The sequence below is a fragment of the Dyadobacter jejuensis genome (assembly GCF_003149085.1).
GTDB classification, from domain to species: Bacteria; Bacteroidota; Bacteroidia; order Cytophagales; family Spirosomataceae; genus Dyadobacter; species Dyadobacter jejuensis.
In genome coordinates this window covers 308,444-331,135 of the sequence record NZ_QGDT01000004.1, presented here as the reverse complement: position 1 = coordinate 331,135, position 22,692 = coordinate 308,444, and the positions used below count along the sequence as shown (strand labels likewise).

Annotated in this window: 21 protein-coding genes and 1 tRNA gene; 12 read left to right on the top strand and 10 right to left on the bottom strand. The window is 44.5% G+C overall.

The window, feature by feature from the left end:
- Positions 1 to 271: 271 nt before the first annotated feature.
- Entirely contained in the window at positions 272 to 1,807 is a 1,536-nt protein-coding gene (locus CLV98_RS10600; RefSeq protein WP_158281229.1) for a T9SS type A sorting domain-containing protein, read from the bottom strand.
- Between the two features lie 301 nt (positions 1,808 to 2,108).
- Between CLV98_RS10600 and CLV98_RS10595 the strand changes: the two genes are divergently transcribed.
- The 3 genes from CLV98_RS10595 to CLV98_RS10585 all read left to right on the top strand — a co-directional run bounded on the left by CLV98_RS10595 (position 2,109) and on the right by CLV98_RS10585 (position 4,738).
- Positions 2,109 to 2,558 carry a VOC family protein gene (locus CLV98_RS10595; RefSeq protein WP_109674441.1) on the top strand — a complete coding sequence of 150 codons (450 nt, stop codon included), beginning with the start codon at positions 2,109 to 2,111 and terminating at the stop codon, positions 2,556 to 2,558.
- A gap of 689 nt (positions 2,559 to 3,247) precedes the next feature.
- The gene (locus tag CLV98_RS10590) at positions 3,248 to 3,859 is read left to right on the top strand and encodes a ferric reductase (protein WP_109674285.1); all 612 of its coding nucleotides are present in this window, start codon (positions 3,248 to 3,250) and stop codon (positions 3,857 to 3,859) included.
- A gap of 30 nt (positions 3,860 to 3,889) precedes the next feature.
- Complete coding sequence (locus CLV98_RS10585; protein WP_109674284.1) at positions 3,890 to 4,738, top strand: SDR family oxidoreductase; 849 nt, start codon at positions 3,890 to 3,892, stop codon at positions 4,736 to 4,738.
- A gap of 92 nt (positions 4,739 to 4,830) precedes the next feature.
- Here CLV98_RS10585 and CLV98_RS10580 read toward each other — a convergent pair whose 3' ends face one another.
- From CLV98_RS10580 to CLV98_RS10550, 8 genes are all read right to left on the bottom strand, one after another.
- A complete protein-coding gene (locus CLV98_RS10580; protein WP_109674283.1) occupies positions 4,831 to 5,106 on the bottom strand; it encodes a hypothetical protein in 276 nt (91 codons plus the stop codon).
- 145 nt (positions 5,107 to 5,251) lie between these two features.
- Positions 5,252 to 7,318 (bottom strand): right-handed parallel beta-helix repeat-containing protein, encoded by a 2,067-nt coding sequence (locus CLV98_RS10575; RefSeq protein ID WP_109674282.1) that lies wholly within the window; start codon positions 7,316 to 7,318, stop codon positions 5,252 to 5,254.
- 659 nt (positions 7,319 to 7,977) lie between these two features.
- Positions 7,978 to 8,051: transfer RNA gene (locus tag CLV98_RS10570), tRNA-Ala, on the bottom strand.
- A 138-nt stretch (positions 8,052 to 8,189) separates the two neighbouring features.
- Positions 8,190 to 8,363, bottom strand: coding sequence for a hypothetical protein (locus CLV98_RS23690; RefSeq protein WP_170120676.1), 174 nt, complete (start codon positions 8,361 to 8,363; stop codon positions 8,190 to 8,192).
- A gap of 63 nt (positions 8,364 to 8,426) precedes the next feature.
- Positions 8,427 to 8,945 carry a 3'-5' exonuclease gene (locus CLV98_RS10565; RefSeq protein WP_109674281.1) on the bottom strand — a complete coding sequence of 173 codons (519 nt, stop codon included), beginning with the start codon at positions 8,943 to 8,945 and terminating at the stop codon, positions 8,427 to 8,429.
- Positions 8,946 to 9,063: 118 nt separating this feature from the next.
- Positions 9,064 to 10,014, bottom strand: coding sequence for an energy transducer TonB (locus CLV98_RS10560; RefSeq protein ID WP_109674280.1), 951 nt, complete (start codon positions 10,012 to 10,014; stop codon positions 9,064 to 9,066).
- Between the two features lie 36 nt (positions 10,015 to 10,050).
- On the bottom strand, positions 10,051 to 10,404 hold the full coding sequence (locus tag CLV98_RS10555) for a PadR family transcriptional regulator (protein ID WP_109674279.1): 354 nt from the start codon (positions 10,402 to 10,404) through the stop codon (positions 10,051 to 10,053).
- A 69-nt stretch (positions 10,405 to 10,473) separates the two neighbouring features.
- On the bottom strand, positions 10,474 to 10,953 hold the full coding sequence (locus CLV98_RS10550; protein ID WP_109674278.1) for an Lrp/AsnC ligand binding domain-containing protein: 480 nt from the start codon (positions 10,951 to 10,953) through the stop codon (positions 10,474 to 10,476).
- 1,021 nt (positions 10,954 to 11,974) lie between these two features.
- On the opposite strand from CLV98_RS10550, the gene CLV98_RS10545 reads away from it, so the two are divergent.
- From CLV98_RS10545 to CLV98_RS10525, 5 genes are all read left to right on the top strand, one after another.
- Complete coding sequence (locus CLV98_RS10545; RefSeq protein ID WP_109674277.1) at positions 11,975 to 12,583, top strand: gluconate 2-dehydrogenase subunit 3 family protein; 609 nt, start codon at positions 11,975 to 11,977, stop codon at positions 12,581 to 12,583.
- Positions 12,584 to 12,597: 14 nt separating this feature from the next.
- Positions 12,598 to 14,313 (top strand): GMC oxidoreductase, encoded by a 1,716-nt coding sequence (locus CLV98_RS10540; RefSeq protein ID WP_109674276.1) that lies wholly within the window; start codon positions 12,598 to 12,600, stop codon positions 14,311 to 14,313.
- A gap of 48 nt (positions 14,314 to 14,361) precedes the next feature.
- Positions 14,362 to 15,447 (top strand): Gfo/Idh/MocA family protein, encoded by a 1,086-nt coding sequence (locus tag CLV98_RS10535; protein ID WP_109674275.1) that lies wholly within the window; start codon positions 14,362 to 14,364, stop codon positions 15,445 to 15,447.
- Positions 15,448 to 15,509: 62 nt separating this feature from the next.
- Positions 15,510 to 16,784: a beta-1,2-mannosidase gene (locus CLV98_RS10530; RefSeq protein ID WP_109674274.1), complete on the top strand. Its 1,275-nt coding sequence runs from the start codon at positions 15,510 to 15,512 to the stop codon at positions 16,782 to 16,784.
- A gap of 250 nt (positions 16,785 to 17,034) precedes the next feature.
- Positions 17,035 to 17,235, top strand: a complete 201-nt coding sequence (locus CLV98_RS10525) for a CsbD family protein (RefSeq protein ID WP_109674273.1) — start codon at positions 17,035 to 17,037, stop codon at positions 17,233 to 17,235.
- Between the two features lie 88 nt (positions 17,236 to 17,323).
- Here the strand turns inward: CLV98_RS10525 and CLV98_RS10520 are convergent, their stop codons facing one another.
- Positions 17,324 to 17,875 (bottom strand): YcxB family protein, encoded by a 552-nt coding sequence (locus tag CLV98_RS10520; RefSeq protein ID WP_109674272.1) that lies wholly within the window; start codon positions 17,873 to 17,875, stop codon positions 17,324 to 17,326.
- Positions 17,876 to 18,166: 291 nt separating this feature from the next.
- Between CLV98_RS10520 and CLV98_RS10515 the strand changes: the two genes are divergently transcribed.
- The 4 genes from CLV98_RS10515 (at position 18,167) to CLV98_RS10500 (ending at position 22,691) form a co-directional block, all read left to right on the top strand.
- Complete coding sequence (locus tag CLV98_RS10515; protein ID WP_109674271.1) at positions 18,167 to 20,227, top strand: BatA domain-containing protein; 2,061 nt, start codon at positions 18,167 to 18,169, stop codon at positions 20,225 to 20,227.
- A gap of 95 nt (positions 20,228 to 20,322) precedes the next feature.
- On the top strand, positions 20,323 to 21,453 hold the full coding sequence (locus CLV98_RS10510; protein ID WP_109674270.1) for a 5-(carboxyamino)imidazole ribonucleotide synthase: 1,131 nt from the start codon (positions 20,323 to 20,325) through the stop codon (positions 21,451 to 21,453).
- A 59-nt stretch (positions 21,454 to 21,512) separates the two neighbouring features.
- Positions 21,513 to 21,992 (top strand): 5-(carboxyamino)imidazole ribonucleotide mutase, encoded by a 480-nt coding sequence (gene purE, locus CLV98_RS10505; RefSeq protein ID WP_109674269.1) that lies wholly within the window; start codon positions 21,513 to 21,515, stop codon positions 21,990 to 21,992.
- A 72-nt stretch (positions 21,993 to 22,064) separates the two neighbouring features.
- Positions 22,065 to 22,691: a LysM peptidoglycan-binding domain-containing protein gene (locus CLV98_RS10500; RefSeq protein WP_109674268.1), complete on the top strand. Its 627-nt coding sequence runs from the start codon at positions 22,065 to 22,067 to the stop codon at positions 22,689 to 22,691.
- The last annotated feature ends 1 nt before the right edge of the window (position 22,692 follow it).

Here is a 22,692-nt window from a genome sequence, read left to right as displayed (position 1 = left end):
ATTAAATGTCGAAAAATACGATACTTTGTATACGACTACAATTCTGTTACTTATACACCAATTATTATTGGCCACTTCTAGTTTATAAACAGAGAGAATCTCAATAAATGTAACAATAAAATCCTATTAAAATGATAACTTTTATTAGAATTCAAAAGTCAATTTATAAAAAAAAACAAAAATGACTTCATATATTTTTGACTATACAATTTTCAATGTTTTATTAAATATCATATCACCCAAAGTTGACAAGGAACTACCTAAGCGAAGTCTATTCCTGCTGAATCCCCTCGGCTTTTACAAATCGCCTAGAATGTCCTTTGTATACCATCCAATACAAGCCTACTGGAAGCTTCGAAATGTCCAGAGTAGTCCCCCTAGGCCCCTCCGTCATGCTAAGGGAATGAACCTTCCTACCCGAGCTATCATAGACCTTTATAGCATTCTGATCTATAGCTTCGTCTGTAGCTATAGTTAGCTCAGTCCTCGCGGGATTTGGATGGAGGATCCACGACTCACTTTCCCCCTCCAATTGAATGGATTGTAGAGTAGAATAAGAAAATGCTCCGTTATAGTCCAACTGTTTTAACCGGTAATAAGACGTGTTGGGTAGTGGGTAACGATCCAACCATTCATAGCTTTGGGATTGATGGGTAGTCCCAGCACCGGCAATTCTCGATAACCTATGCCAATTAATAGCATTTGTCGATCGTTCTATTTCAAAATATTCGTTCTGCAATTCGGATAAGGTGGACCAATGCACCTGGACTAGATGATCGTCCGTTTCTAAAACCTTAAACTCCTCCAATGTGACCGGAAGCGGGGTACCCTCCATATTGGCCTGGTGTTCGAACCAGGTAAACCCCTGCACCTGAATGCCCGACAGCCAAGGGTAGGTACCATCGGTATAGCTTTCCCGATACCCTTTGGTCAGCGTCGGGTTATGAAGTGTACCCTCTACCCAGGACAGGTACGGATCTCGTACCGCATCATGGTGAGTCCCTGGATAAGTATGCAGGTAATTATACATATTATTGGAGTCGGTATCTCGTGATTTAAGCAATAAAACGATGTTACTTGGCACCCCCGATTTTGCTATCCAATTTAATCTTTCAATGGTCCAGTTAAAAAAATTACCGCCATAACTGAAGGGTGTAGGGCGGTAATAGGTTAACAAAATATGATCGGCCACGCTGGCTATTTCCTCCATTTGAGCCTCAGACGAATAGGTGTGCACCAACCCTGTGCTTCCTTCCCCTCCTATATAAGCCTCACAGACAAGCGCATCCCCCGTACTTCCTACGGTAGCCTCACATAGGTCCTTAATACCATTCAGCTGACTCATGTATGATTCGTAGCTAGGACAGGAACCATTGGTGGCTTCATTATAAAACTCACATTCATAGGTTATCATATCCAATTTCTCAGCACTGCTGACGCCACCACAATCATTATAGTCTTGAATTTTTTCGGCTGTGGCTAGGGATCCCACATTTCCACTTACCAGGACGATCCCAGCGGTATGCGCCTTGGCTACAAAACCCTGTAGGGCCGTCATGTCGGCAGTAAACGATCCGCAAGAGGCTGTAAGGATCTGATACATATTGGTACAAATCAGGTAATTAAAATCGTTGGCGAGGGCATAATTAATCAAGGCATCTTCGGCGGCTACATTGCCCAAAACAGTAGTTTTGAACTGCGTGACCCATAGGCCTCTGTAAGCCTGTGTTGGTTCTGGCAATTGCCCATAAACCGTAGCAGTGCCCAACAGAAAAAAGAATAGAGGCAAATAAAATTTCTTGTTCATAATTGAGGTAGGGCTGAACTTGTCATGGATCGTACCCATGCTATGGGTAGAATAGGCCCACTACCCTTCCAAGCCACTGTTGGTGATACATAATCGACTGCATATTCTAGATGAACCAGTCCTATAAGAGAAGTCCATACCAAGGGGCACCAGGCTATTTGATCCCCTGTCCCTAACGTTCTGATGGTGAAGCGAATTTAAATATAAATATTCTTTAGGGATTTTTAACAAAAAGAGAAGACTGATTATCCTTTAATTTTTCACTAAACTTGTTATGGTAACGAGCAGATTATACAAAAAAATGTCAAACACATACGAGAATAGTTCACTACAGGACAAATTGGACATGGCAAAATTCGACCTTACCGGAATTATCTTATACACGGTAAACTATAGTCGTTGTGTGGAATTTTATAAAAACACCCTAGAACTGACCATTTTGTTTGAGGCGGATGGGCTTACTTGCTTTGAATTTGGGAATGCTTATCTGATGGTGGAATGGGATGACGAAACGAATGGAACAATAAACGAGTCGGCCCGGCACAAAACTTGCCTGAGAATGAATGTGCCCAATGTAAAGAAATATACAAATAGACTAAAAGCAAGACATGTAGCGGTGGATTATCAGGAACATCCTTGGGGAACAATTGCAAAATTTCTGGACCCCGACGGAAACTTATGCGCCTTTAAGGATAGTAAAAAATTTGAAGAACAAATCGCTGAGTACAAACGTAAAGCTTTGAAAAACTAAAAATTTCAACCAGCCAGAACAGTACCAGCCATTAAATACGTGCGACGACTGTGGCCTACGGCCCCTTAAATTCTATTAATTTAAATACTTTATTCCACTTGAGCTAAGGTGATTGTTTATAAGAACAGGCGAGCCAACGCGTCATAAAGGTGCTTAGTACGGTCATCCTAAAATCATTGGCAAATACCAGTAGCCTGGTTCGTTCCAAAATATATTTTTATTGAATACTCTCATTTTTTGATTATGATTTAGACCGCGCTAGCGGCCTACAGCTTATTTCAATTAAAAAGCTGCGCCGACTACGAACTACTCCCCTGCAATTTGTTTTCGTTAGCCCGACTCCGTCACACATTTACCCTTTTTAGACTCATATTGATCATCAAAATGTCGTCAAATCAATTGATTTTTGCATAGGCAAGAAAAAAAACTGAGCCCGACTGGGAGTACTTGTTCCAATGCTGTAAAGGATAGGCGCGTGACTGCCTGGAGATCGTGAGGAACAAAATTGATTTCTGTGGTAAGCTGCATATTCATTACCGTACCCTTCTATATGTTAACAATACGGATGGGGTCCGAGCCTTTTTTGACAGCTGCAATCCGAAGTATCCCTTTCATCCCTTCCATTTTGGTAAGGGGATACATAGTACTACCAAAAAGAACGGCGGCATACAGGCCCAATAAATAAAGATATGAATTTTATTAAGAAGCATTATGGCTGGATGATCGTCGCCCTACTCGCTATATTCCCAATGTTTATCCTTTCGAATAGGCTGGATATCCTTACGTCCGACGGCCTTTCCATTACCCTAATAGAAGGAGCCAGTAAGGAAGGCAAATCCACTCTGGAAATGTTATACCATATATCTGGGGAGTTTGCCATACGATGGATGACGGCCGTACTTACCTGTACCCCATTTTTTATCCTATTTGTCGGACAGGCCATGGGCATTGCTACGGCGGTATGGAGTTTGATACATTTTATAATTTTTATATGGGCTGAAGGCTTCCTAGAGACCTTCAGCCAAGCCAATTATATAGCAGGATTCGTTGCCGTTTTGGTTTTAATCCCCTTATTGTTTACTTCAAACAGGAAGTCGATGAAGGCGCTAAAAACAAATTGGAAAAAACTTCAAAATCTAAGCTACCTGGCTATCCTGCTGAGCCTTTTACATGTGGCCATTTTAGAAAAAACCTGGGCGATCTACGCCATTCTGGTCGGTCTGGGATTCGTAATTAGAATCCCAGCTATTAAGCACAGAATCATCGCATTTCGAAAAGAAAGAAAAAGCAGTAAGGTTTAAAGTAGTTAAGACAAAATAAACGAACTTATCATGAAAATAGCAGTAACATCGGCAAGTGGACATTTAGGAAAAGCCATTGCACAAAAGCTGATAAAAGAATTAGGAAAAGACAAAGTGATTGGCATAGCCCGCACACCTGAAAAGGCGCAAGACTTGGGGATCGAAATCCGGAAGGGAGACTACAATAATCGCGCGGATTTTGATGACGCCTTGGAGGGCATCGACGCGGTACTGTTGGTATCGGGAATGGATGAACCCAGCAAGAGGATTCAGCAGCATAGAAATGTAATAGAAGCCGCGAAACATAATGGCGTAAAAAAAATCGTGTATACCAGCATCGTAGGCGACGAAGAAAAGAACGCCTTTAGTCCGGTGGTGCAAAGTAACCGGCAGACGGAAAAAGACGTCCAAAGTTCTGGACTGGAATGGGTGATAGGCAGAAATGGCATATATATAGAACCCGATCTGGAATACCTAGCTACCTATATTAAAGAAGGAGAGATCAGAAACAGTGCCGGCGAGGGAAGATGCGCCTATACCAGCAGAGGGGAATTGGCCTATGCCTATGCCAAAATACTGATGGAAGAAAAGCATCAAGGACAAATATACAACCTAGTAGGGGAGCCAATTACCCAGTCCCAACTGGCCGACTATATCAATCAAATATACCAAACGAAGCTCATTTACAAGGCCGTTTCCATCGATGCGTATGCCGAAGAAAGGAAAAAGGAACTCGGAGCGTTTTTAGGGACCGTTATAGCGGGTATTTACGAGGGGATTAACCAAGGCGCCAACGAGGTTAACTCCGATTACCACCGTGCGGCAGGACGACCTCATCGTTCGCCCCAGGAAATGATACAGTCATTTAAAAACGCCTAGATTGAGCGAACAAACAACTATGAGACAAGGCAAAGGGTTCGTGAATTCCAAACGAACCCTTTTTTATTTTTCTTATGTCGATTTAGCTACAGCTACTGATTGTCCCAAGAATTTTCACTACCCAGTGACCATAAATGGCCTATATCCTTAAAAGATATGATCGGTCGATGACCACCTATTTTAGTATTCCACAAAGGTAATGGGGTCTCCGAAGCTCCTTTTTGGACCTGGATGGCTATAAGCAAGGACACAAGGCTAAATGGAGCAACCGGAATACCTGGACTTATAAAGCCATTGGCCAATAATTTTTCCTCAACAAATTGCTTGGCTCTTGGAACATCTTCCTCAGACAGGTGTTCAATGATCATGGATATATGTATCACTAACATTTGCAGGTAAGGAGCTCGGCAACATCCGCAATTTCTATTTATTGATCGGCTAATACCTGCCGATAGGACGCCTACGGATTTGTTTTATGGTAGTAAAACAAGAAATTACAAGACTTGTCAAACTTCACTCCCTTGCCCATCGATTGGACTGAGGGCCCATAGCCGCAAATGGAATGGGCATGAGTCCTATGCTTTCTAGATAACTACCATTATAAAATGTGCTCAGGCCTTTCCCTTCGCTGTTAATAGTGGTATTATTATCTTGTATCTGGAGCGACTTATCCCTCATTAATACTTTCTCACAATCTACTAGTAAATTGTTGATCACCGTGTTGACATCCGGATTTTCCTGTATTCTCTTAAGGGCAGGATACCGGGACTGATACAGCTCCGAATGAATATCCACCTCCTCATATAATTTCTTTTTCACCGCAGGCGAATCCAACATTTCCAACCATCTTTTTTCACCCCAGGTTGAAAAACTGACAGCGGCTGGACATTTATAAAACAGATTATTTTCTACGAGATTTTCCTTTCCGCCATGAATTTGAACCCCAGCAAAATCACGTGTCCCGCATTTTTCAAAAATATTGCCATAGATAGTAAATCCACAAATCATATCGTCAAGCCTTACACCTGCTGCACCGTGCCGGGTGCCTCCAGCAATATTGGCCCAATGGTTATATTTAACGACATTGCCCCGGAATGATGGATTAAAAAAAACGTCCATCCCACCTTGATCATCGGACTCGTTGACCACATGGCTTATCTGATTGTATTCCACTACCATATCATTTCCTTCCAATCGAAAGGCGGAGGAGGAGGAAAAACGAAAACGGTTGTGACTCATGCGCAGGCCACACCCCGCAGCATAGACTGCTGGCTCATAGGTTTTTTTAAAAAGTGAAAAATTTTCAATAATGGTATGCGTTACAAAATGTTCGCCTGCGAGCAGCATTTTACGATTCCCCCCCTTCATCCTAATACCCCCGCAGCCCAATGTCCTGAGTAGGCAGCTTGATATACCATTTCCCTTCCCCTCCAACAGATGTATACCATCCCTCCCAAACCTTTCGATACGACAGTCGGCAATAAGGCTGTTTTCACAGTGCTGCATGCGTATTGCACTGCCTCGACCTTCCTCAAACGCCAAACCGTGTAAGGTGAAATTTTTGCAATCCTGCACTTCCACCATAAAAGGACTAGAAAAAACCGACAAACTAACCTGCGCTTTGGAGGGATCTACACCGGTGGGCGGATACCAGTACAACAATCCCGAAGTCCTATCCAGGTACCATTCACCGGGCGTATCTATTTCACAAAAAAGGTTTAAGCCAAAATACCGAAGGCTATCTTTGTAACCATAACGATGATATGGCTCTTTGATATGAATGGACTGCGTCAAGGTGTCGATACTGGCTACTTGCTGAAACTCCTCACTCCAATCCCAATACCAGTACCCTCCAAGCCGAGGATCGCCTTCCTTGGCCCAACGATTCTGTCTCTTTTCAAGGAATTCGAACGCACCCTCTTTGGTACCAATTTTTGCTACATAGGTTTCGGGAAGTGCCGTTTTACCCCTTACTTTCCCGGCAGTAGTAAAGCCCTCGTTTGGCCAACGTGCTAGGGTTTGTACTTGATTATTACAGAATAATTCGGGACGCATCCCCAAATGAGTGGGATCTCCATAATCGGTAATACCGATTGATGCCAGGTCTGTCACGAAAACTTTCCCAGCCACAGCCGGATCCAATTTTAACAACGCCGCTTTATCCTTCAGCACCTTCCACTTTTTCAGTTTTTTACTTCCTAAAAAAACGGGCTCCTGACCTTCTACTGCTTGATAAACGACTTTGGCTGTTTCACTACCAGAATCCTCTGCCGAAAACAAAATTGGGTGATCCAGCTGGTATAGCCCTCCTCCAACATAAACAGTAACGGACTGATCTCTATGATCTCGACGTAGTTCTCGTACCTTATCCCTAGCACCTACCATCGACCGTAGTGGTGCTTTTTTTGTCCCAGGATTGGCATCAGAGCCTTTAGGGGAAATATATAACTGGATTTCGCCGACCGATGATCCGTCGTCAGTAGTGGTGGCGGCTATATTGGCCCGTCGATGAGCAAGAAGCTCCGGTATTGGAAAAAGTACAGCATAGCAAATTGTCAAAAACAGTATTTTTACTTTCATGGGTAGGGTGTCTTAGAACTTCCGTTAAAGCCTGATTTTTGGAATATATGATGTGATGACTGTGGACACCAAAGATGGTAAACACCTCCTTAAATTTTGAATACTTTAAAGTAAAGCAGCCTATTGAACTGAGCAGATATACGTCCGTCCACCATATAAACACTCTGACTGCTGTAATATACTCAGATTACGAAAAACTAGATTATCAGAGATTCAATATTCAAATACCTCAGGTATGGTTATAAATTGGCTAAATCTTATTTCAAAAACGATATGGCACAGATACCCCTCGGCATCCCCTTTTCTCAGCATAAAGAATGGAATGAGCTAAAGAAGGATAAAACCATCTTCTTGGACGTTTAATCGGATAAAATTAGGCATACAGCCTGGAGCGTTTGAATAGAAAAGAAAGAAACATCATTGCCCCCTCGTGATATGGCTCTATAAGCATTGATTGTAGCACGGTACGTGGCACGGTTGGAGGAATGCTCCGAGGCGTTTGTGCCTCAATTTACAAAGAAGTTAAGTACAGTCTGAATGGTGGGTTTGAATGGATCTTGACACGGATCTATACCATCCTGCCCCCTCGCCCATTTCCAGCTCCGCTATACAACAAAAAGTCACCCGTTAAGGTGACTTTTTGTACTTAAAATAAGGAGTGGAGAAGATGGGATTCGAACCCACGACCTCTTGCATGCCATGCAAGCGCTCTAGCCAACTGAGCTACATCCCCGTGCTATTGGGGTGCAAATATGCACCCCGTTTTTATCTTTTACAAGTATATGACTAATAAATATTAAATAAAAATACCCTATTTCTCTTAAGTATTTGATTTACAAATCGAACCCACAAAAAATAGTTCCGAAACAGATTACTTACCCCCTCCAAAAAACTTAGCGACTAGCCATAATATGAGCCCTAGGACGGCTACGACCATGATCACCCCGGTCCATACCCCTCCTTTAAAGATAGTACCTACGAATTCGCAACTGCTAAGGGCTAGTGAGAGAAAGAATAGAATTAATAAGTTTATTTGCGTTTTCATAGCGTTCAATGTTTAAGTGGTTTATCCTACTTAAACAAATTCTATACCAATGAGCCCCTTTTCTTAAAAATCAATCGGAATCAAGTTTTTATGATCATGATATAGCAACTTTTCGAAGAGTAGCACTGTCGCAGCCGCATCTCCTTGGGCTCTGTGGCGGTTATCGAGGGCAATCGACAGGCTTTCACAGAGATTACCGAGGCTATAGGATTTAAAACCTGGGAAAATTTTTCTACTAAGTTTTACGGTACAAAGAAGGTCTCTTTCGAAATATTCCTCAATATTCAAAAACTCCCTTTTGATAAAATTATAGTCAAACCGAGCATTGTGGGCTACAAACCAGGCATCTTTGGTGAGCTCTCTTACCGAATCCTGGATCTGCTCGAAGATGGGTGCATCGGCCACCAAGGCGTTATCGATACCAGTGAGCTGGGTAATAAATGGAGGAATATAAGTTTGGGGATTGATCAGTGAATGAAAGGTATCCACTACTTTTTGACCATCATGCCTAAAAACGGCTATTTCGGTCATCCGAGCCCCGGCGCCGCCCCCGGTGGTTTCTATATCGACAATAGCATACATGCGCAAAAACTAAAATAACTTAAATCATAATAATGACAAGAGAAGGCCTCTCTAAGATGAGCCCATGAATCGGGAGAGTGGATTTTCCTGGTACATATACCCGTTTGGGATCCCCCCACTACCGGACCATTTCGAAGGAAACAGGCAATACATAGCGGTAAGCCGATGGCTGGCCAGCAGCCCTGCCCGGTAGCCAGTTGGGCATATTGGTCACTACCCTCAAAGCCTCCTGATCACATCCGTAGCCAATCCCCTTTATCAGCTCTACCTGACTCACGTTGCCGTCAGCACCCACCGTAAAGCCTACAAACACCCTACCCTCCACGGCATATTTTAAGGCCATAACTGGATAGTTAATTTCACTTTTGATATAGGTCATCAGGGACGTCATCCCCCCTGCGAAGCTGGGCTTCACCTCCCATTCGTTAGCCTCCACCCACCCCTGATAGGACTCAGGAAGTAGGGCTAGTTCGGTCTCCTTTTCCACCAATGGGGGCCCCAATATAGGTTTTGCAGTTCCTAATGCAGGCCTATTGGGCTCATCTGTTATTACATTGGGCTCCACGGTGTTGTCATGTGGCTGCTGTTGCTGGGAATTATCGTGCTCAAGAGGCAGGGGGCGAATATCGATATTATGAAGCTCCATCTCAAAACCTATGGCATCATCTTCGAGTAGCGGGGTAAGCCGGGCATATAGATCGGGCAATAGAATCACCAACAAAAAGCAGGTGACTCCAAGCACCAAGGAGCGCTGAATGGTTTTGCCATACCCTTTCCTAAGATCATAGGCCCCATATTGCTTGTTTCGCCCTTCGAAAACCATGTCGGTAAGAGTCTTCTCCTCTTCTAGGAGCGCTTTTAAGTCGGCGTTCAGATTTTGGAGGACTTCGGGGCTGGCCTCCTCCTTGAGGAGATCTATGACCTGCTCGAAGGCCTCCCCGTCCCACAGCCGTTCCTCGGCCTCACAAGCCAAATGATCCAACAGCTCTTCCATCAAGGCTGGGTTCACTTGGCCTTCAACCAAATACTTCCGTAAAAGTGCAAGTCGATTGTCGTGTAGGCGAATCATAAAGTCCGATTAAAAGATGATCATTGCCTGGAAGGCCTACTTAGAAGTAGCGACCTTAGGCGCCAACAACAGCTTAAGTGCTTCTACGAAGCGCTCTAAGTCGTCGGTCTTAGCCTGTGCCATTTCCGTACCAGGGGAGGTCAAGCTATAATATTTTCTGGTTCGCCCGTCCACTTCTACCGATTCGGTCAGCAAGAGGCCCTCTTGCTCCAGCTTGTGCAAAACGGGATAAAGGGCTCCAAAAGTAAGCGCAATAGCCCCTTGGGTCCGGTCTTTAACCTCCTGGGTAATTTCATACCCGTACATTCGGGAGTGCTCTGACAACAAATTGAGAACGATAGTCTTCAGTGTCCCTCTTACAAATTCATTACTGGTCGTCTTCTTTTCCATATCAAATTACATTTAAAACAAATATATAATTATTTGATATATACTACAAACAGCACAAGAAAAAAATAATTAAGACTCCTCCTCTTCTATTAGGGGAATAGATCGGTTAATACGTTCCTCTAAAGAAATAAAAGTTTCGGTGCGCTGTATCCCGGCAACCTTTTGTACTTTATCGTGCAAAATTTCACGTAAATGTCCCGTGTCTCTACACACTATTTTAACGAAAATACTGTAAATCCCGGTAGTATAGTGAATATTGACCACCTCAGGAATTTCCTCCAGGGCCGACGCCACCTGTTCGTATAAGGAGCTTTTGTCTAGATAAACGCCCAGGAAAGCGCTAATGTCCCAGCCCAGCTTTGAGGGCTCTATCATCAATTGAGAACCTTTCACGATCCCCAGCTGTTCCATTTTCTTCATACGCACATGAACCGTTCCGCCCGACACAAAAACCCGCTTCCCAATTTCGGTATAAGGCAGGGCTGCGTTCTCAATCAGTAAGGCAAGGATCCTTAGATCGGTGGTATCAATATCAGAATATTTATGCATAAGTGGCTACAAAATTGAAGTTTTGTCAATAAAAGTAAGGAATTTCTGCCATAATTGTAAATTTAGATAAATTTTAATGAAAATATTTTACTTTTAAATTGTTTGACTTAAATTTGCATCATCAATCGAGAAAAGGAAAACGTTCCTCTCCAAAATTGATCTACTTTGTAGGGTGATGAAATTGGCAGCCATGCCCTCCTGTCTCGGGGGTGGTGATCAAGGGAAAAACGCAGTATAATGCCGGCTCATGCCGACTGGGGTGGACCACCAACAGTATTTGTACCGTAGCTAACCTCACCGTGGGTGGTTCGAATCCCCCTCCTACAGCAAAAAAAACTTGACAAACGAATTTTTTCGTATTAGTTTTATTTGGTTTTTAGTTTGTTGATGAAGTGTAATTTGACACGCGGGTTCACCTTTGAAACCCGCGTGTTTTTTTATACGAACAACCAACAGGCTAGCTTTCAGCACTTTACAAGCCACTCCACCGCTTCTACCTTACGCTTCTTTTCTTCCTTGTTCCAACTAAGGAGTAAGCATCATATTCTTAAGAATTTTATATTTTGAAGTTTTAGTCGGCTCAATTCAATATTTTTGATGACTTTTTTTAGAAAAAATTACTATTTTTTTACAAAAAAAATTAAATCTGTAGAAATTAAATTTCGACCTATCGCCAGAAACTGAATCAATTCCGAGAGTTGTGAAATGGGGGGGATAAACTCTCAACTATAAAATTCAGTCGATCTAGAACAAAAGAATCTCCAAAATAAACTGGAGATCAAATGCGCTTTCCTCTTAATAATTCGACTCTTCACAGGATACATATAGCCTTAATAGCAGTAAGTCCGTGTTCCTGAACAACCTATTTACAGATAAATAATCGTCAGTTTGACATTTTTTCAACGAATTCCCCAAAAAATACCAGTAGATTTTATAATTTAACATATTAATATAGGTAAAGGGTTGTAACAACGGCCTATGCCAATCCGATTGTACTATTAAGAACATAACAGACAGCCATATGAGCAACAGAAGAAATGCCATAAAAACAATGGCACTCCTCATGGGAGGAGCGCTATCAGCCCCCACCCTTTTGGCCATGGATCGTTGGGCAGCTGCAGAAGGCAACCCTCCTAGAGGGAACCTCGCCCTCGAGGCAACTGATCTAGCTTTGATAGCGAGCGTGGCCGAACTGATCATCCCCGAGACCGATACGCCAGGAGCGACGGCAGCAGGAGTTCCCGAATTTATCGTGATGATGTTACAAGATTGCTATCATCAGCCCGAGCAAGAGAGCTTTAAGCAAGGCCTTGATCGACTCCGTGCTGAGAACTTCCTAGCCATGAAGGAGCCACAGCAAATAAGCCTACTCCAACGAATAGAGCAGGAAACGATGCAGGAGATGAAAAAGCGGAATGTCAAGCAAACTAAAATGGGCGATAACGAAGATCGGGAACAGATAGACAAAAAGGCGGTGGGACTCCCCTTTTGGCGTCTTATAAAAGAGCTTACCCTCTTGGGATACTTTACTTCGGAGCAAGGCCTTACCACCGCCTTCGATTATGTTCCCATCCCTGGGCGTTTTGAATTAACAACGCTTAAACCTGGTCAAAAAGCCTTCGCTTATTAATTAAAAAAACGGCAATGAATCTTAACTTAAATATACAAAAGACGCACCGGTTCGACGCCATTGTGGTAGGATCGGGCATGACGGGTGGCATGGCCGCCAAAGAACTTACCGAAAAAGGGCTGCAAGTGCTGATGATCGAGAGAGGTAAGGAGCTTAAACATGCCGAAGATTACGAAACAGCCATGAAAGCACCTTGGGAGTTTCAACATCGGGGACAGATCCCCAATATATCGGCCGAGGAATTATGGTCCAACAATCGCTTTGGAAAGCTTGCCAATGAGGAAACAGGACCTTATTTTACCAATGACAAAAAGAATCCATTTATAGAAAAACGCCCCTTCGATTGGATAAGAGCGTACCATACCGGTGGAAAATCGATGCACTGGGGGCGCCAGTCGTACCGGTGGAACCGCCAGGATTTTGAAGCCAACGCCAGAGATGGAATTGGCGTCGATTGGCCCATTCGTTATGAGGACCTTGAACCCTGGTACGATCATGTCGAAAAATTTGTAGGAATTAGTGGCCAAAAAGAAGGCTTGGAAGTGTTGCCTGATGGCCAGTTTTTACCGGCTATGCCTATGCATGCTCCAGAGGCTCATTTTACCAAAGCCATGAAGACCAAGCTAGGAAGGCCCGTAACGATAGGCCGGGTAGCCAACCTGACCAAGCCCCAACCCATACACACCGAGCTTGGCCGTGCTTCATGCCAGTACCGGAGCAAATGCTCCAGAGGCTGTCCTTATGGCGCTTACTACAGTTCCTTATCGGGCTCTATACCTGCCGCCCGTAAGACAGACCGTCTGTCGGTATTACACGATAGCATAGTCTCTGAAATCATTATAGACCCCAAGACCTCCAAGGCGAGCGGAGTGCGGGTCATCCACCAACATACCCTGGCGGTTGAAGAATATTATGCTAAAATAATCTTCTTAAATGCGGGTTCGATGAATACGGCCGCTCTGCTTCTAAACTCCAAATCGGACCGCTTCCCCAACGGACTGGGCAACGACAGCGACCAAGTGGGCCGCAATATTATGGACCATCATTTAGGTGTTGGCGCCAGTGCTTCGGTGGAGGGCTTTAAGGATAATTACTTTTTTGGGCAAAGACCCAACGCCCTTTACATCCCCCGATTCAGAAACTGGGGAAAGGACAAGCAACAATTCTTGAGAGGCTATGGCTACCAAGGAGGAGCTGGTCGGCAAGACTGGAAAAGGGGTATCGGAGCCCAAGGCTTTGGCGCCAGTTTCAAAGAAAACCTATCCTACCCTGGCTCCTGGTCTATCGGTTTCGGAGGATTCGGCGAGGTACTACCAAATCCCGAAAACCGGATGTATCTAGATGCCTACAGGAAGGATGCCTGGGGGATACCCCTTATCGTATTCGATGCGGCCTTTGGCGAGAATGAAATAGCCATGCGTAAAGATATGATGAACTCTGCCGCCGAAATGTTAGAACTGGCCGGCTTTAAAAACATCAGCACCAACAACCGACAAGACACTCATTTGGGGCTAGGGATTCATGATATGGGAACGGCGCGTATGGGAAAAGACCCTAAAACCTCCGTCCTCAACAAATTCAATCAGGTTCACGACTGTAAAAATGTCTTTGTTACCGATGGAGCCGCCATGACCTCCTCCTCCTGTGTCAATCCGTCCATCACCTATATGGCCCTTACGGCGCGTGCTGCCGATTATGCAGTTTCGGAACTCAAAAAACAAAATCTATAAAAACGAAAGAAGTTAGAAGGAAGCTTTTATTACTTAAAACCTAATCATATGTCTGAACTTACTCGTAGGAATTTTATAGTGGCCGGTGCTGGGTTGACGGCGGCCAGTATTTTCTCATCATCCGTATTCGCCCTCAATAAGCCAAAAGAGAAATTGGGAGTCGCCCTGGTGGGTCTCGGTTACTACAGTACTGACCTGTTGGCGCCCGCCTTACAACTAACCCAAAATTGTTATCTGGCAGGTATTGTAACGGGAAGCCCCGACAAGGCCGAAACATGGAAGAAAAAATACAATATTCCTGAAAAAAATATTTATAATTATAAAAACTTCGATCAGATAGCCAATAACCCAGATATTGACGTAGTATATGTGGTGTTGCCGCCATCTATGCACGCTGAATATACCATACGCGCAGCGAATGCTGGGAAACACGTTTTTTGCGAAAAACCCATGGCTCTAAATGTATCGGAATGCGAAGCGATGATCAAGGCCTGTAAAGACAACAAAAAAAGTTTGTCGATCGGCTACCGTTGCCAGCACGACCCTAACACCCAGGAGTTCATGCGTATGGCCAGGGAAAAGCCCATGGGCAAGGCACGGCTCGTGTCCTGCGCAGCTGGGTATTTCGATGGACGTACGGCACATTGGAAGCAGAAGAAGGCGATGGGAGGTGGTTCTATGTACGATATGGGGGTTTATGCCCTTCAAGGGGCACGGCTGGCCATTGGAGAGGAGCCGATCCTGGTAACCGCCCAGCATATCAACAATAGACCCGATATATATCATGAAGTCGATGAGACCACCGCTTTCCAGCTTCATTTTCCGAGTGGAGCCTTGGCAACTTGTACGGGAAGCTTTGGTATACAATCCAATTTCCTGAAGGTAGACTACGAAAAAGGGAAATTGTTCATCGAGCCGTTTTCGTCGTATCGAGGCAATAAGGGAGTCAGTACTTTAGGAGAAATAAATTTTCCGATCGAAAACCAACAAGCCCAGCAAATGGACGACGATGCATTAACCATCATGCAGAATCGCCCCCAAATGGTCCCTGGAGAGGAAGGCATGCGCGATATACGGGTGGTAGAAGCCATCTATCAAGCGGCCAAGAAAGGAGGAAGCGTTAAGCTAGCGTAAGGTGAAGGGCAGGCTTGGTTGCAATACCAGAAGAATTATTAATATAAACATCCCCAATTTACATGAGTAACGAACAAATTAAAAAGTACCGCAACCAAGCCTACCAACATCTCACCAACGAATTACTCCCTTTCTGGGAGAACCGCTGTGTCGACAAAGACAATGGCGGCTATATCACCCATTTTGACAATAACGGAAACGACTCTGGAGAGGATGAAAAATCCTTGATTGCACAGTCCAGAACGGTTTATACCTTCTCAGCAGCCCACCGTGCCGGCTACGGCGATGGCCGCTATGCCGAAATAGCCAAGCATGGCGTCGATTTTTTGATCGATAAAATGTGGGATTCGGAACATCAGGGCTTTTATTGGCTGATGAACAGGAAGGGAGAAGTACTCATTGACGAAAAAATTGTATATGGCCACAGCTTCGCCATCTACAGCCTGAGCGAATACACCTTGGCCACAGGGGACCCTAGAGGGCTGGAATATGCTATAAAAGTGTTCGACCTATTGCAAATTCATGGTGCCGACATTCATTATGGCGGATATTTCGAGATGTTCCATAGAAACTGGGAGCTAAAAGGAGAGGGCCCAGCTGGGGGCGACCGCAAGACCCTCGACGCTCATATGCACTTAATGGAAGCATTTACGACCTTATATGAGGCCAGTGGCCAACAGGTTCATAGAAGGAAACTAACCGAAATGATCGATCTATTAATCGATAAGATCATGCACCCCGTACATGGAACGGGTATCCCACAGTTTTGGGCCGACTGGAAGGTGGCCCCCCAAATAAAGTTTGATATCATCTGGGGTTGGGATCGCTTCTCGGAGGATGGCTTTAAGTCGGCATCCGAAGACAATACCAGTTATGGACATAATGTCGAGTTTGCTTGGCTGCTCATGCACGCCTTGGATATACTCAATATTCCCTATAGCCAATATCAAACCCAGCTCCTCAAATCCTTTGACCATGCGGTTGCTTATGGCATTGACTGGGAATTTGGCGGAGTCTTTGTAGAAGGTTCGCATAGCGGGGAAGTTTACGATAGAGAAAAGGAGTTTTGGCAACAAGCCGAGGTCCTTATCGGGATGCTGGACGCTTATCGGGTATATGAGGATCCGAAATATTTGAAAGCCTACGATGCCACCCACCAATTCGTATTCGATCATATGATTCACGCCTCGGTTGGCGAATGGCTCCCCTTGCTTTCGCGCCAGGGCCAGCCTATTTGGAACCATATGAGCCATTCCTGGAAAGTCAACTATCATTCGGTGAGGGCTATGGTCCAAAGTATCATTCGACTCGACAAACTCATTGCCCGGTCGGCTTAGTTCAGTGTGCCGCCCTTCAAGAAAGCAACCCCTTAGGGAAAAACTTACTCACCTGTGGCTATAATAATTCACGAAGATCCCAGTTTCTATCTGAAGCAATAAAAACATAATGCATTGTATTACAACAGTTTAACAATTTTCTCACCCATCCTTCAAAACTCAAGCATAGGCATTGGTACAGTTTATTTAGGTTTATGTGCATCGGTTGTAACAAATAGGCCGAGTATTTTAAACTTAAATCTAAATAGCTATGAGCGCATTCACGCAACAGATAAAAGGAAACTGGAACGAGTTGAAAGGGAAACTTAAACAAGAATACGGAGACTTGACCGACGATGATTTGACGTATGCAGAAGGAAAAGAAGATGAGCTTTTAGGAAAGCTGCAGCAAAAGCTTGGAAAAACCCGGGCGGAAGTGGAGTCGGAAGTAGATAGACTTTCGAACAGCTAAAAAAGCTCGATAAGAAAAAGCCCTGCCAAAACGGAGAACCGTTCTGTCAGGGCTTTTTCTTATAATAACCCGAAGGACAAAATACGCCTTAGGCTTTCAAATAGTCTTTTTGTTTCATGATCCGCTCGAACATCTTATGCTCATGCTCCGAATTGAAGATTGTGAAAGGAAGGTAAATGAACTGGCCTTTAGATATCACCAACACATAACCTTCTTTGTCCTTATAGGCATCCTGAATCTGCTCCCACTTCATGATACTACCCTCCTTCTGATTGATTTTCATCAATATTTGTCTGCTGTCTATTTCATATTGAAACTTCTCGAACATCGGCTTATACTGGGCCAGTTGGGTGATGCCAGCAAACTGTATGAGCCAAAACAACACATATAATATAGTAGCCACCACGACGGTAATGTAGATCCATAGGTTTGGATATACCCCGGTAAGATTCAAAATGGCATTAATCAAGATCAAGGCCATTGGAATAAGGGACCACTTGTACTGCGACTTTAGAAAATGAAGCATGGCCAAGCCAATATATTTTTTCGCAGGCAGGGCATACTTTTTGGTGCGAACCGCCGCTGGGTTCGAGGGCATTTGATAAACTGGCTGGTGTTTATTTCCGGAGACTTTGGCCATAATGTTACTATTATTAATTAATTCAATTGCATGCTTTAGATCTTCTCGCCTGTCCTCCATTTGAGAACATCAAAAACGGTAGAAACACGGATAAAAACCGTAATTCAAACACAAAGTTAGAAAAAAGCCAGGTACTTATTCAGAAAGCTTGGGAAATAAAAAGCCATTACGATAATTTAGAGTAATTTGCAGGAACCATGAACCGGGTAGCTCATTTATGTCGAAACCCACCCGTTCATATATATTTTACGAGGAACATACTACCAACTTAGCCGGTTTAAATTAGTATCAATGAGTTTTTTATTCCCTTCCTTTCTTTGGGGGTTATTGGCTGTGGCCTTGCCCATAGCCATCCATTTTTTCAATTTTCGAAAAACAAAACGGGTTTACTTCTCGAATGTGTCGTTTTTGAAGGCAGTGGATACCCAAACCAAAAGTATTAGAAAAATAAAGCACTGGATTGCCTTACTGACCCGTATATTGGCCATCATCGCTTTGGTATTGGCCTTCGCCCAACCCTATTTCCCGCAAGAAAAGAAATCCCCCACCACCGCCAATTCGATAAGCAATATTTATATCGACAATTCGATGAGTATGCAAGGAGAGCTTAATACCAAAAGGTATCTCGACGTGGCTAGTGGGAATATAGAGGACCTAATGAGTAAGCACCCCAACGCCAACGCCCTGCAGCTCACCACCAACGACTTCGACAGTGGAGAACAAAGCCTTGCCAATGCCAATCAAATAAGAGACCGGCTCACCACTTTGGAGTTGTCTACTTCAGCTCGCACGTTTGAGGAGGTTTTTAATAGACAAAAAAATAGTATCGGCCGGCATCATGCAGGGCCAGGAAACCAGGTCTATTGGTTTTCGGACTTTCAAAAAAGTACAGCTGGAAACCTGGCAGAGTTAAAAGTAGATTCGACCGCATCGATTCATATTGTACCAATACAAGCTAAGAATCAGAAAAATGTGTACATCGATTCGGTATGGCTAAGTACTCCATTTATAAGAGAAGGACAAAATAATAGCCTACAGGTAAAAGTGAACAATTCGGGTTCGGAGTCAGTAGAGAACCTGGTACTTAAGCTGGCCTTGGACAACACCCAGGCATCGACTACGGCGGTGAGTATCGCTCCTAATTCCAGCACAACCGCTAGTTTTAATTTCAACGTAGCTAGCAAAGGGGATAAAATGGGCACAATCTCCTTTGATGATTATCCAATTATTTTCGACAACACTTTTTATTTTGTACTCACCGCATCGCCTAGGATACGCATCCTGCATATGATGGGTGAATCGGCTAATGTAAAGGCCATTGGGCAAGTATATGCCAACGACAGTCTATTTGACTTTCATAGCCAGTCTATTTCGAGTGTGGATCCCGGCATTATTGCTACCCACGACTTGGTGATTCTAAATGGGGTCGACCAGATAAGCACCTCCGTAAAAGCGGAGCTACAACAACTGGTTAAGACTGGCGGAGGGCTGGCGATAGTACCATCAGCGGCTCCCAACCTACCGCTGTATAAGGATATGTTACAACCCCTCGGGCTACGAAGCTTGGCTATGAGCAGCAGCAAGGAGCCTATACCACTCAAAGCACCCGACCGAAACATTCCCTTTTTCAAAGATGTATTCGAAGCCTCCAGGCAGTCGGATCCTAATGTGGACATGCCCGCGGCGCAATCCGTATGGAACTGGGGCCAAACGGGGCATGGGCTGTTGACATTCCGCAATGGCGAAGCCTTTTTAAGTCAGTCGGGAAGTGGAAATGGGCATTATTACCTTTTTGCGAGTCCCTTAATGTCCACTTATAATGGATTGGCCGAACATGCCCTATTCGTTCCTATCATGTATAAATTAGCCGCGATGAGTGTGCGATCGAGCCCCCTGTCCTATACTTTCGACCAAAGTCCAGTCGTTCTCGACATAGACCGTCCCGATTCCCCCAAAGAGGTATTGTATACGCTTAAAACTAAGGATTCTGAATTAATACCCGCTCAAAGGATGGTAGGCAATAAGCTGTATCTGGAGCTACCCCATACCCATGATATAAAAACCTTGGAACCTGGATACTACCAACTTCACGATGAGAGCGGCCAGCTTACTACCTTGGCGTTCAATTATACCAAAGCCGAATCGGAACTACAGTATTATACCACCGACGAGCTACGGGATATATTCAGTACCCAAAAGAATGTGACGGTATATGATGGAATTGACGATACTGCCTATAAATCGGCCTTTGCCAGCAACCATGAGCCAAGCGCGCTATGGAAATATTTCTTATTCGCTTGTCTAGGCTTTCTGTTGCTAGAGGTGCTATTCTTACGTTTTTTAAAGGAATAAAACCAAAATATAGAGAAATATGCGTCTAGCGCTGTAAAAATCTTTCTGTTTCTGAGATTTTAAGCCAATTTTGTGTTTAAAATCTAAAGAACGAAATGCTTTCATCCCGAATAGGAATTTTAGGGGGCGGACAGTTGGGATTGATGTTACTTCAGGCTGCTATAGACTGGAACCTCGACATTCATATCCTTGACCCCGATGCCCACGCACCGTGCAAGTCCATAGCCCCACATTTTCAACAAGGGTCTCTGCAAGACTTTGAGACCGTGTACGAGTTTGGTAAAAACCTCGATATCATCACCATAGAAATAGAGAAGGTCAACGTAGAGGCCTTGGAAAAACTAGAAAAGGAAGGGAAGAAAATCTATCCTCAACCGGCAGTAATTCGCAAGATCCAGGACAAGCGAATACAAAAGCAATTCTATGCCGACCATAATCTCCCTACGGCCGATTTTATTTTGACCGAAGATCGAAATGACGCCGCCAAACATGCCGACTTCCTGCCCGCTTTTCACAAGCTAGGCAAGGATGGCTATGATGGCCGAGGCGTTCAGCGTATCCAGACTGAGGAGGACTTTGCCAAGGCCTTTGACCAGCCAGGACTTTTAGAAAAATCGGTAGACTTCGACAAGGAGTTGGCGGTAATCGTAGCCAGGAATGCTCAGGGAGATGTTAACTGCTTCCCGAGTGTTGAAATGGTCTTCCACCCTGAGCACAATCTGGTAGAATACCTTTTTGCTCCAGCGGAGATCGGTGCCGATGTAGCCCAAAAGGCCAAAGACATAGCCATTGCTACGGCCGAGGCCCTGGGCATTGTGGGGATATTGGCCGTTGAACTCTTCCTCACCAAGGATGGTAATATATTAATTAATGAAGTAGCTCCTCGGCCGCATAATAGCGGCCACCAGACCATTAGAGCCAACGCCACCTCCCAGTACGAGCAGCATTGGAGGGCCATCCTCGGCTTACCCCTCGGCGATACCCTAGCCCTGGCCCCCTCTGCGATGGTCAACCTGTTGGGTGAAGATGGCTATGAGGGACCCGCCGTGTACGAAGGTATGGAAGTTTTACTCGCCACTAAGCAGGTCTACCCATTTCTATATTGGAAGGCTATTACGAAGCCTTTTCGCAAAATGGGGCATGTTACTATTTTGGACCAGGACATCCCCTCCTTAAAAAAGAAGGTCGCGTTTGTCAAGAATCATATTAAGGTAAAATCGAAATAAAAGGTACTCCTCGTTGAGTACCATTCAATAAAACACATCTGAACTTAACATATAAAACGATGGTAGGAATAATCATGGGTAGTATTTCGGACAGGAAGGTCATGCAGGAAGCTGCGGAAGCGTTGTCGGAGCTTAATATCCCTTACGAAATGGAGATCGTGTCGGCGCATCGCACCCCCGAACGGATGCTTGAATATGCCGCTACGGCCAGGGAAAGAGGACTTCAGGTGATTATTGCTGGTGCAGGAGGAGCGGCTCATTTGCCAGGGATGGTAGCTGCCGTAACGAGCCTACCGGTCATTGGAGTTCCGGTTCACTCCAGCAACTCTATAGATGGGTGGGACTCCATACTTTCGATACTACAAATGCCATCGGGAGTTCCTGTAGCCACCGTAGCGCTGAATGGAGCAAGAAATGCAGGTATACTGGCAGCCCAAATATTGGGGGCTTCAGACTCCGATATTGGCAACCGGCTCGATGAATTTAAGCTAAACCTAAAGAAAAAAGTGGCTCAAATGAACGAGGAGCTGAAAAATTAACGTTAGTTAGAAGACAAAAGTCTACACATTATCAACTCATTACTCGTTAAACTAAATACTCACTAGCACCCTATGGAAGATCAATTCCCAAAAAAGAGAAACGTTCGTCCGACTGAAAAATCCAATTTACCAATCATCACCCTGTCTGTGTTGGTATTATTGGTATTGGCCATCTTGTATATAGGCTACGAATACATTACCGACGATGCCTCTAGTTCGGAGGAGCTCACGACAGTGGTGATGGAGCCCGAATCGGAACAAGAAGCATTCGCCGACGATCAACCCATCGACGAACCAGCGCGTGTACAGACGAAAGAAATAAGTAAAGAACCTGAGCCAGCTAAGGTGGAGCCCGCCAAAGAGGAACGTCCCAAAGTGAGTGCTTCTTCAATAGGGGGTAAAACCATTTCACATAAGGTAAAAAGCGGTGAAACCTGGACCAGTATTGCTGCACAATACAACCTCAAATTGGCGACTTTACAGGGCCTTAACGCCGATATTTCCTCCTTAAAGGCCAACACGACCACCCTATCGGTTCAGGTAAAAGACCTTCATACCGTAGGGCCTGGAGATGTACTCCGGGTGGTGGCCTCTAAATACGGCGTTTCTAAGAGCGCATTGATGAAAGCCAACGGAAAATCTAAAGACTATGCCCAACGAGGAGAAAAATTAGTGATCCCGTTCCCGAGCAAAAAATAAG

Bases quoted from the DNA above. Each gene is read 5' to 3' on its own strand.
- CLV98_RS10600 (WP_158281229.1), bottom strand. From the start codon at position 1,807: ATGAACAAGAAATTTTATTTGCCTCTATTCTTTTTTCTGTTGGGCACT.
- CLV98_RS10595 (WP_109674441.1), top strand. From the start codon at position 2,109: ATGTCAAACACATACGAGAATAGTTCACTACAGGACAAATTGGACATG.
- CLV98_RS10590 (WP_109674285.1), top strand. From the start codon at position 3,248: ATGAATTTTATTAAGAAGCATTATGGCTGGATGATCGTCGCCCTACTC.
- CLV98_RS10585 (WP_109674284.1), top strand. From the start codon at position 3,890: ATGAAAATAGCAGTAACATCGGCAAGTGGACATTTAGGAAAAGCCATT.
- CLV98_RS10580 (WP_109674283.1), bottom strand. From the start codon at position 5,106: ATGATCATTGAACACCTGTCTGAGGAAGATGTTCCAAGAGCCAAGCAA.
- CLV98_RS10575 (WP_109674282.1), bottom strand. From the start codon at position 7,318: ATGAAAGTAAAAATACTGTTTTTGACAATTTGCTATGCTGTACTTTTT.
- CLV98_RS23690 (WP_170120676.1), bottom strand. From the start codon at position 8,363: ATGAAAACGCAAATAAACTTATTAATTCTATTCTTTCTCTCACTAGCC.
- CLV98_RS10565 (WP_109674281.1), bottom strand. From the start codon at position 8,945: ATGTATGCTATTGTCGATATAGAAACCACCGGGGGCGGCGCCGGGGCT.
- CLV98_RS10560 (WP_109674280.1), bottom strand. From the start codon at position 10,014: ATGATTCGCCTACACGACAATCGACTTGCACTTTTACGGAAGTATTTG.
- CLV98_RS10555 (WP_109674279.1), bottom strand. From the start codon at position 10,404: ATGGAAAAGAAGACGACCAGTAATGAATTTGTAAGAGGGACACTGAAG.
- CLV98_RS10550 (WP_109674278.1), bottom strand. From the start codon at position 10,953: ATGCATAAATATTCTGATATTGATACCACCGATCTAAGGATCCTTGCC.
- CLV98_RS10545 (WP_109674277.1), top strand. From the start codon at position 11,975: ATGAGCAACAGAAGAAATGCCATAAAAACAATGGCACTCCTCATGGGA.
- CLV98_RS10540 (WP_109674276.1), top strand. From the start codon at position 12,598: ATGAATCTTAACTTAAATATACAAAAGACGCACCGGTTCGACGCCATT.
- CLV98_RS10535 (WP_109674275.1), top strand. From the start codon at position 14,362: ATGTCTGAACTTACTCGTAGGAATTTTATAGTGGCCGGTGCTGGGTTG.
- CLV98_RS10530 (WP_109674274.1), top strand. From the start codon at position 15,510: ATGAGTAACGAACAAATTAAAAAGTACCGCAACCAAGCCTACCAACAT.
- CLV98_RS10525 (WP_109674273.1), top strand. From the start codon at position 17,035: ATGAGCGCATTCACGCAACAGATAAAAGGAAACTGGAACGAGTTGAAA.
- CLV98_RS10520 (WP_109674272.1), bottom strand. From the start codon at position 17,875: ATGGCCAAAGTCTCCGGAAATAAACACCAGCCAGTTTATCAAATGCCC.
- CLV98_RS10515 (WP_109674271.1), top strand. From the start codon at position 18,167: ATGAGTTTTTTATTCCCTTCCTTTCTTTGGGGGTTATTGGCTGTGGCC.
- CLV98_RS10510 (WP_109674270.1), top strand. From the start codon at position 20,323: ATGCTTTCATCCCGAATAGGAATTTTAGGGGGCGGACAGTTGGGATTG.
- purE (WP_109674269.1), top strand. From the start codon at position 21,513: ATGGTAGGAATAATCATGGGTAGTATTTCGGACAGGAAGGTCATGCAG.
- CLV98_RS10500 (WP_109674268.1), top strand. From the start codon at position 22,065: ATGGAAGATCAATTCCCAAAAAAGAGAAACGTTCGTCCGACTGAAAAA.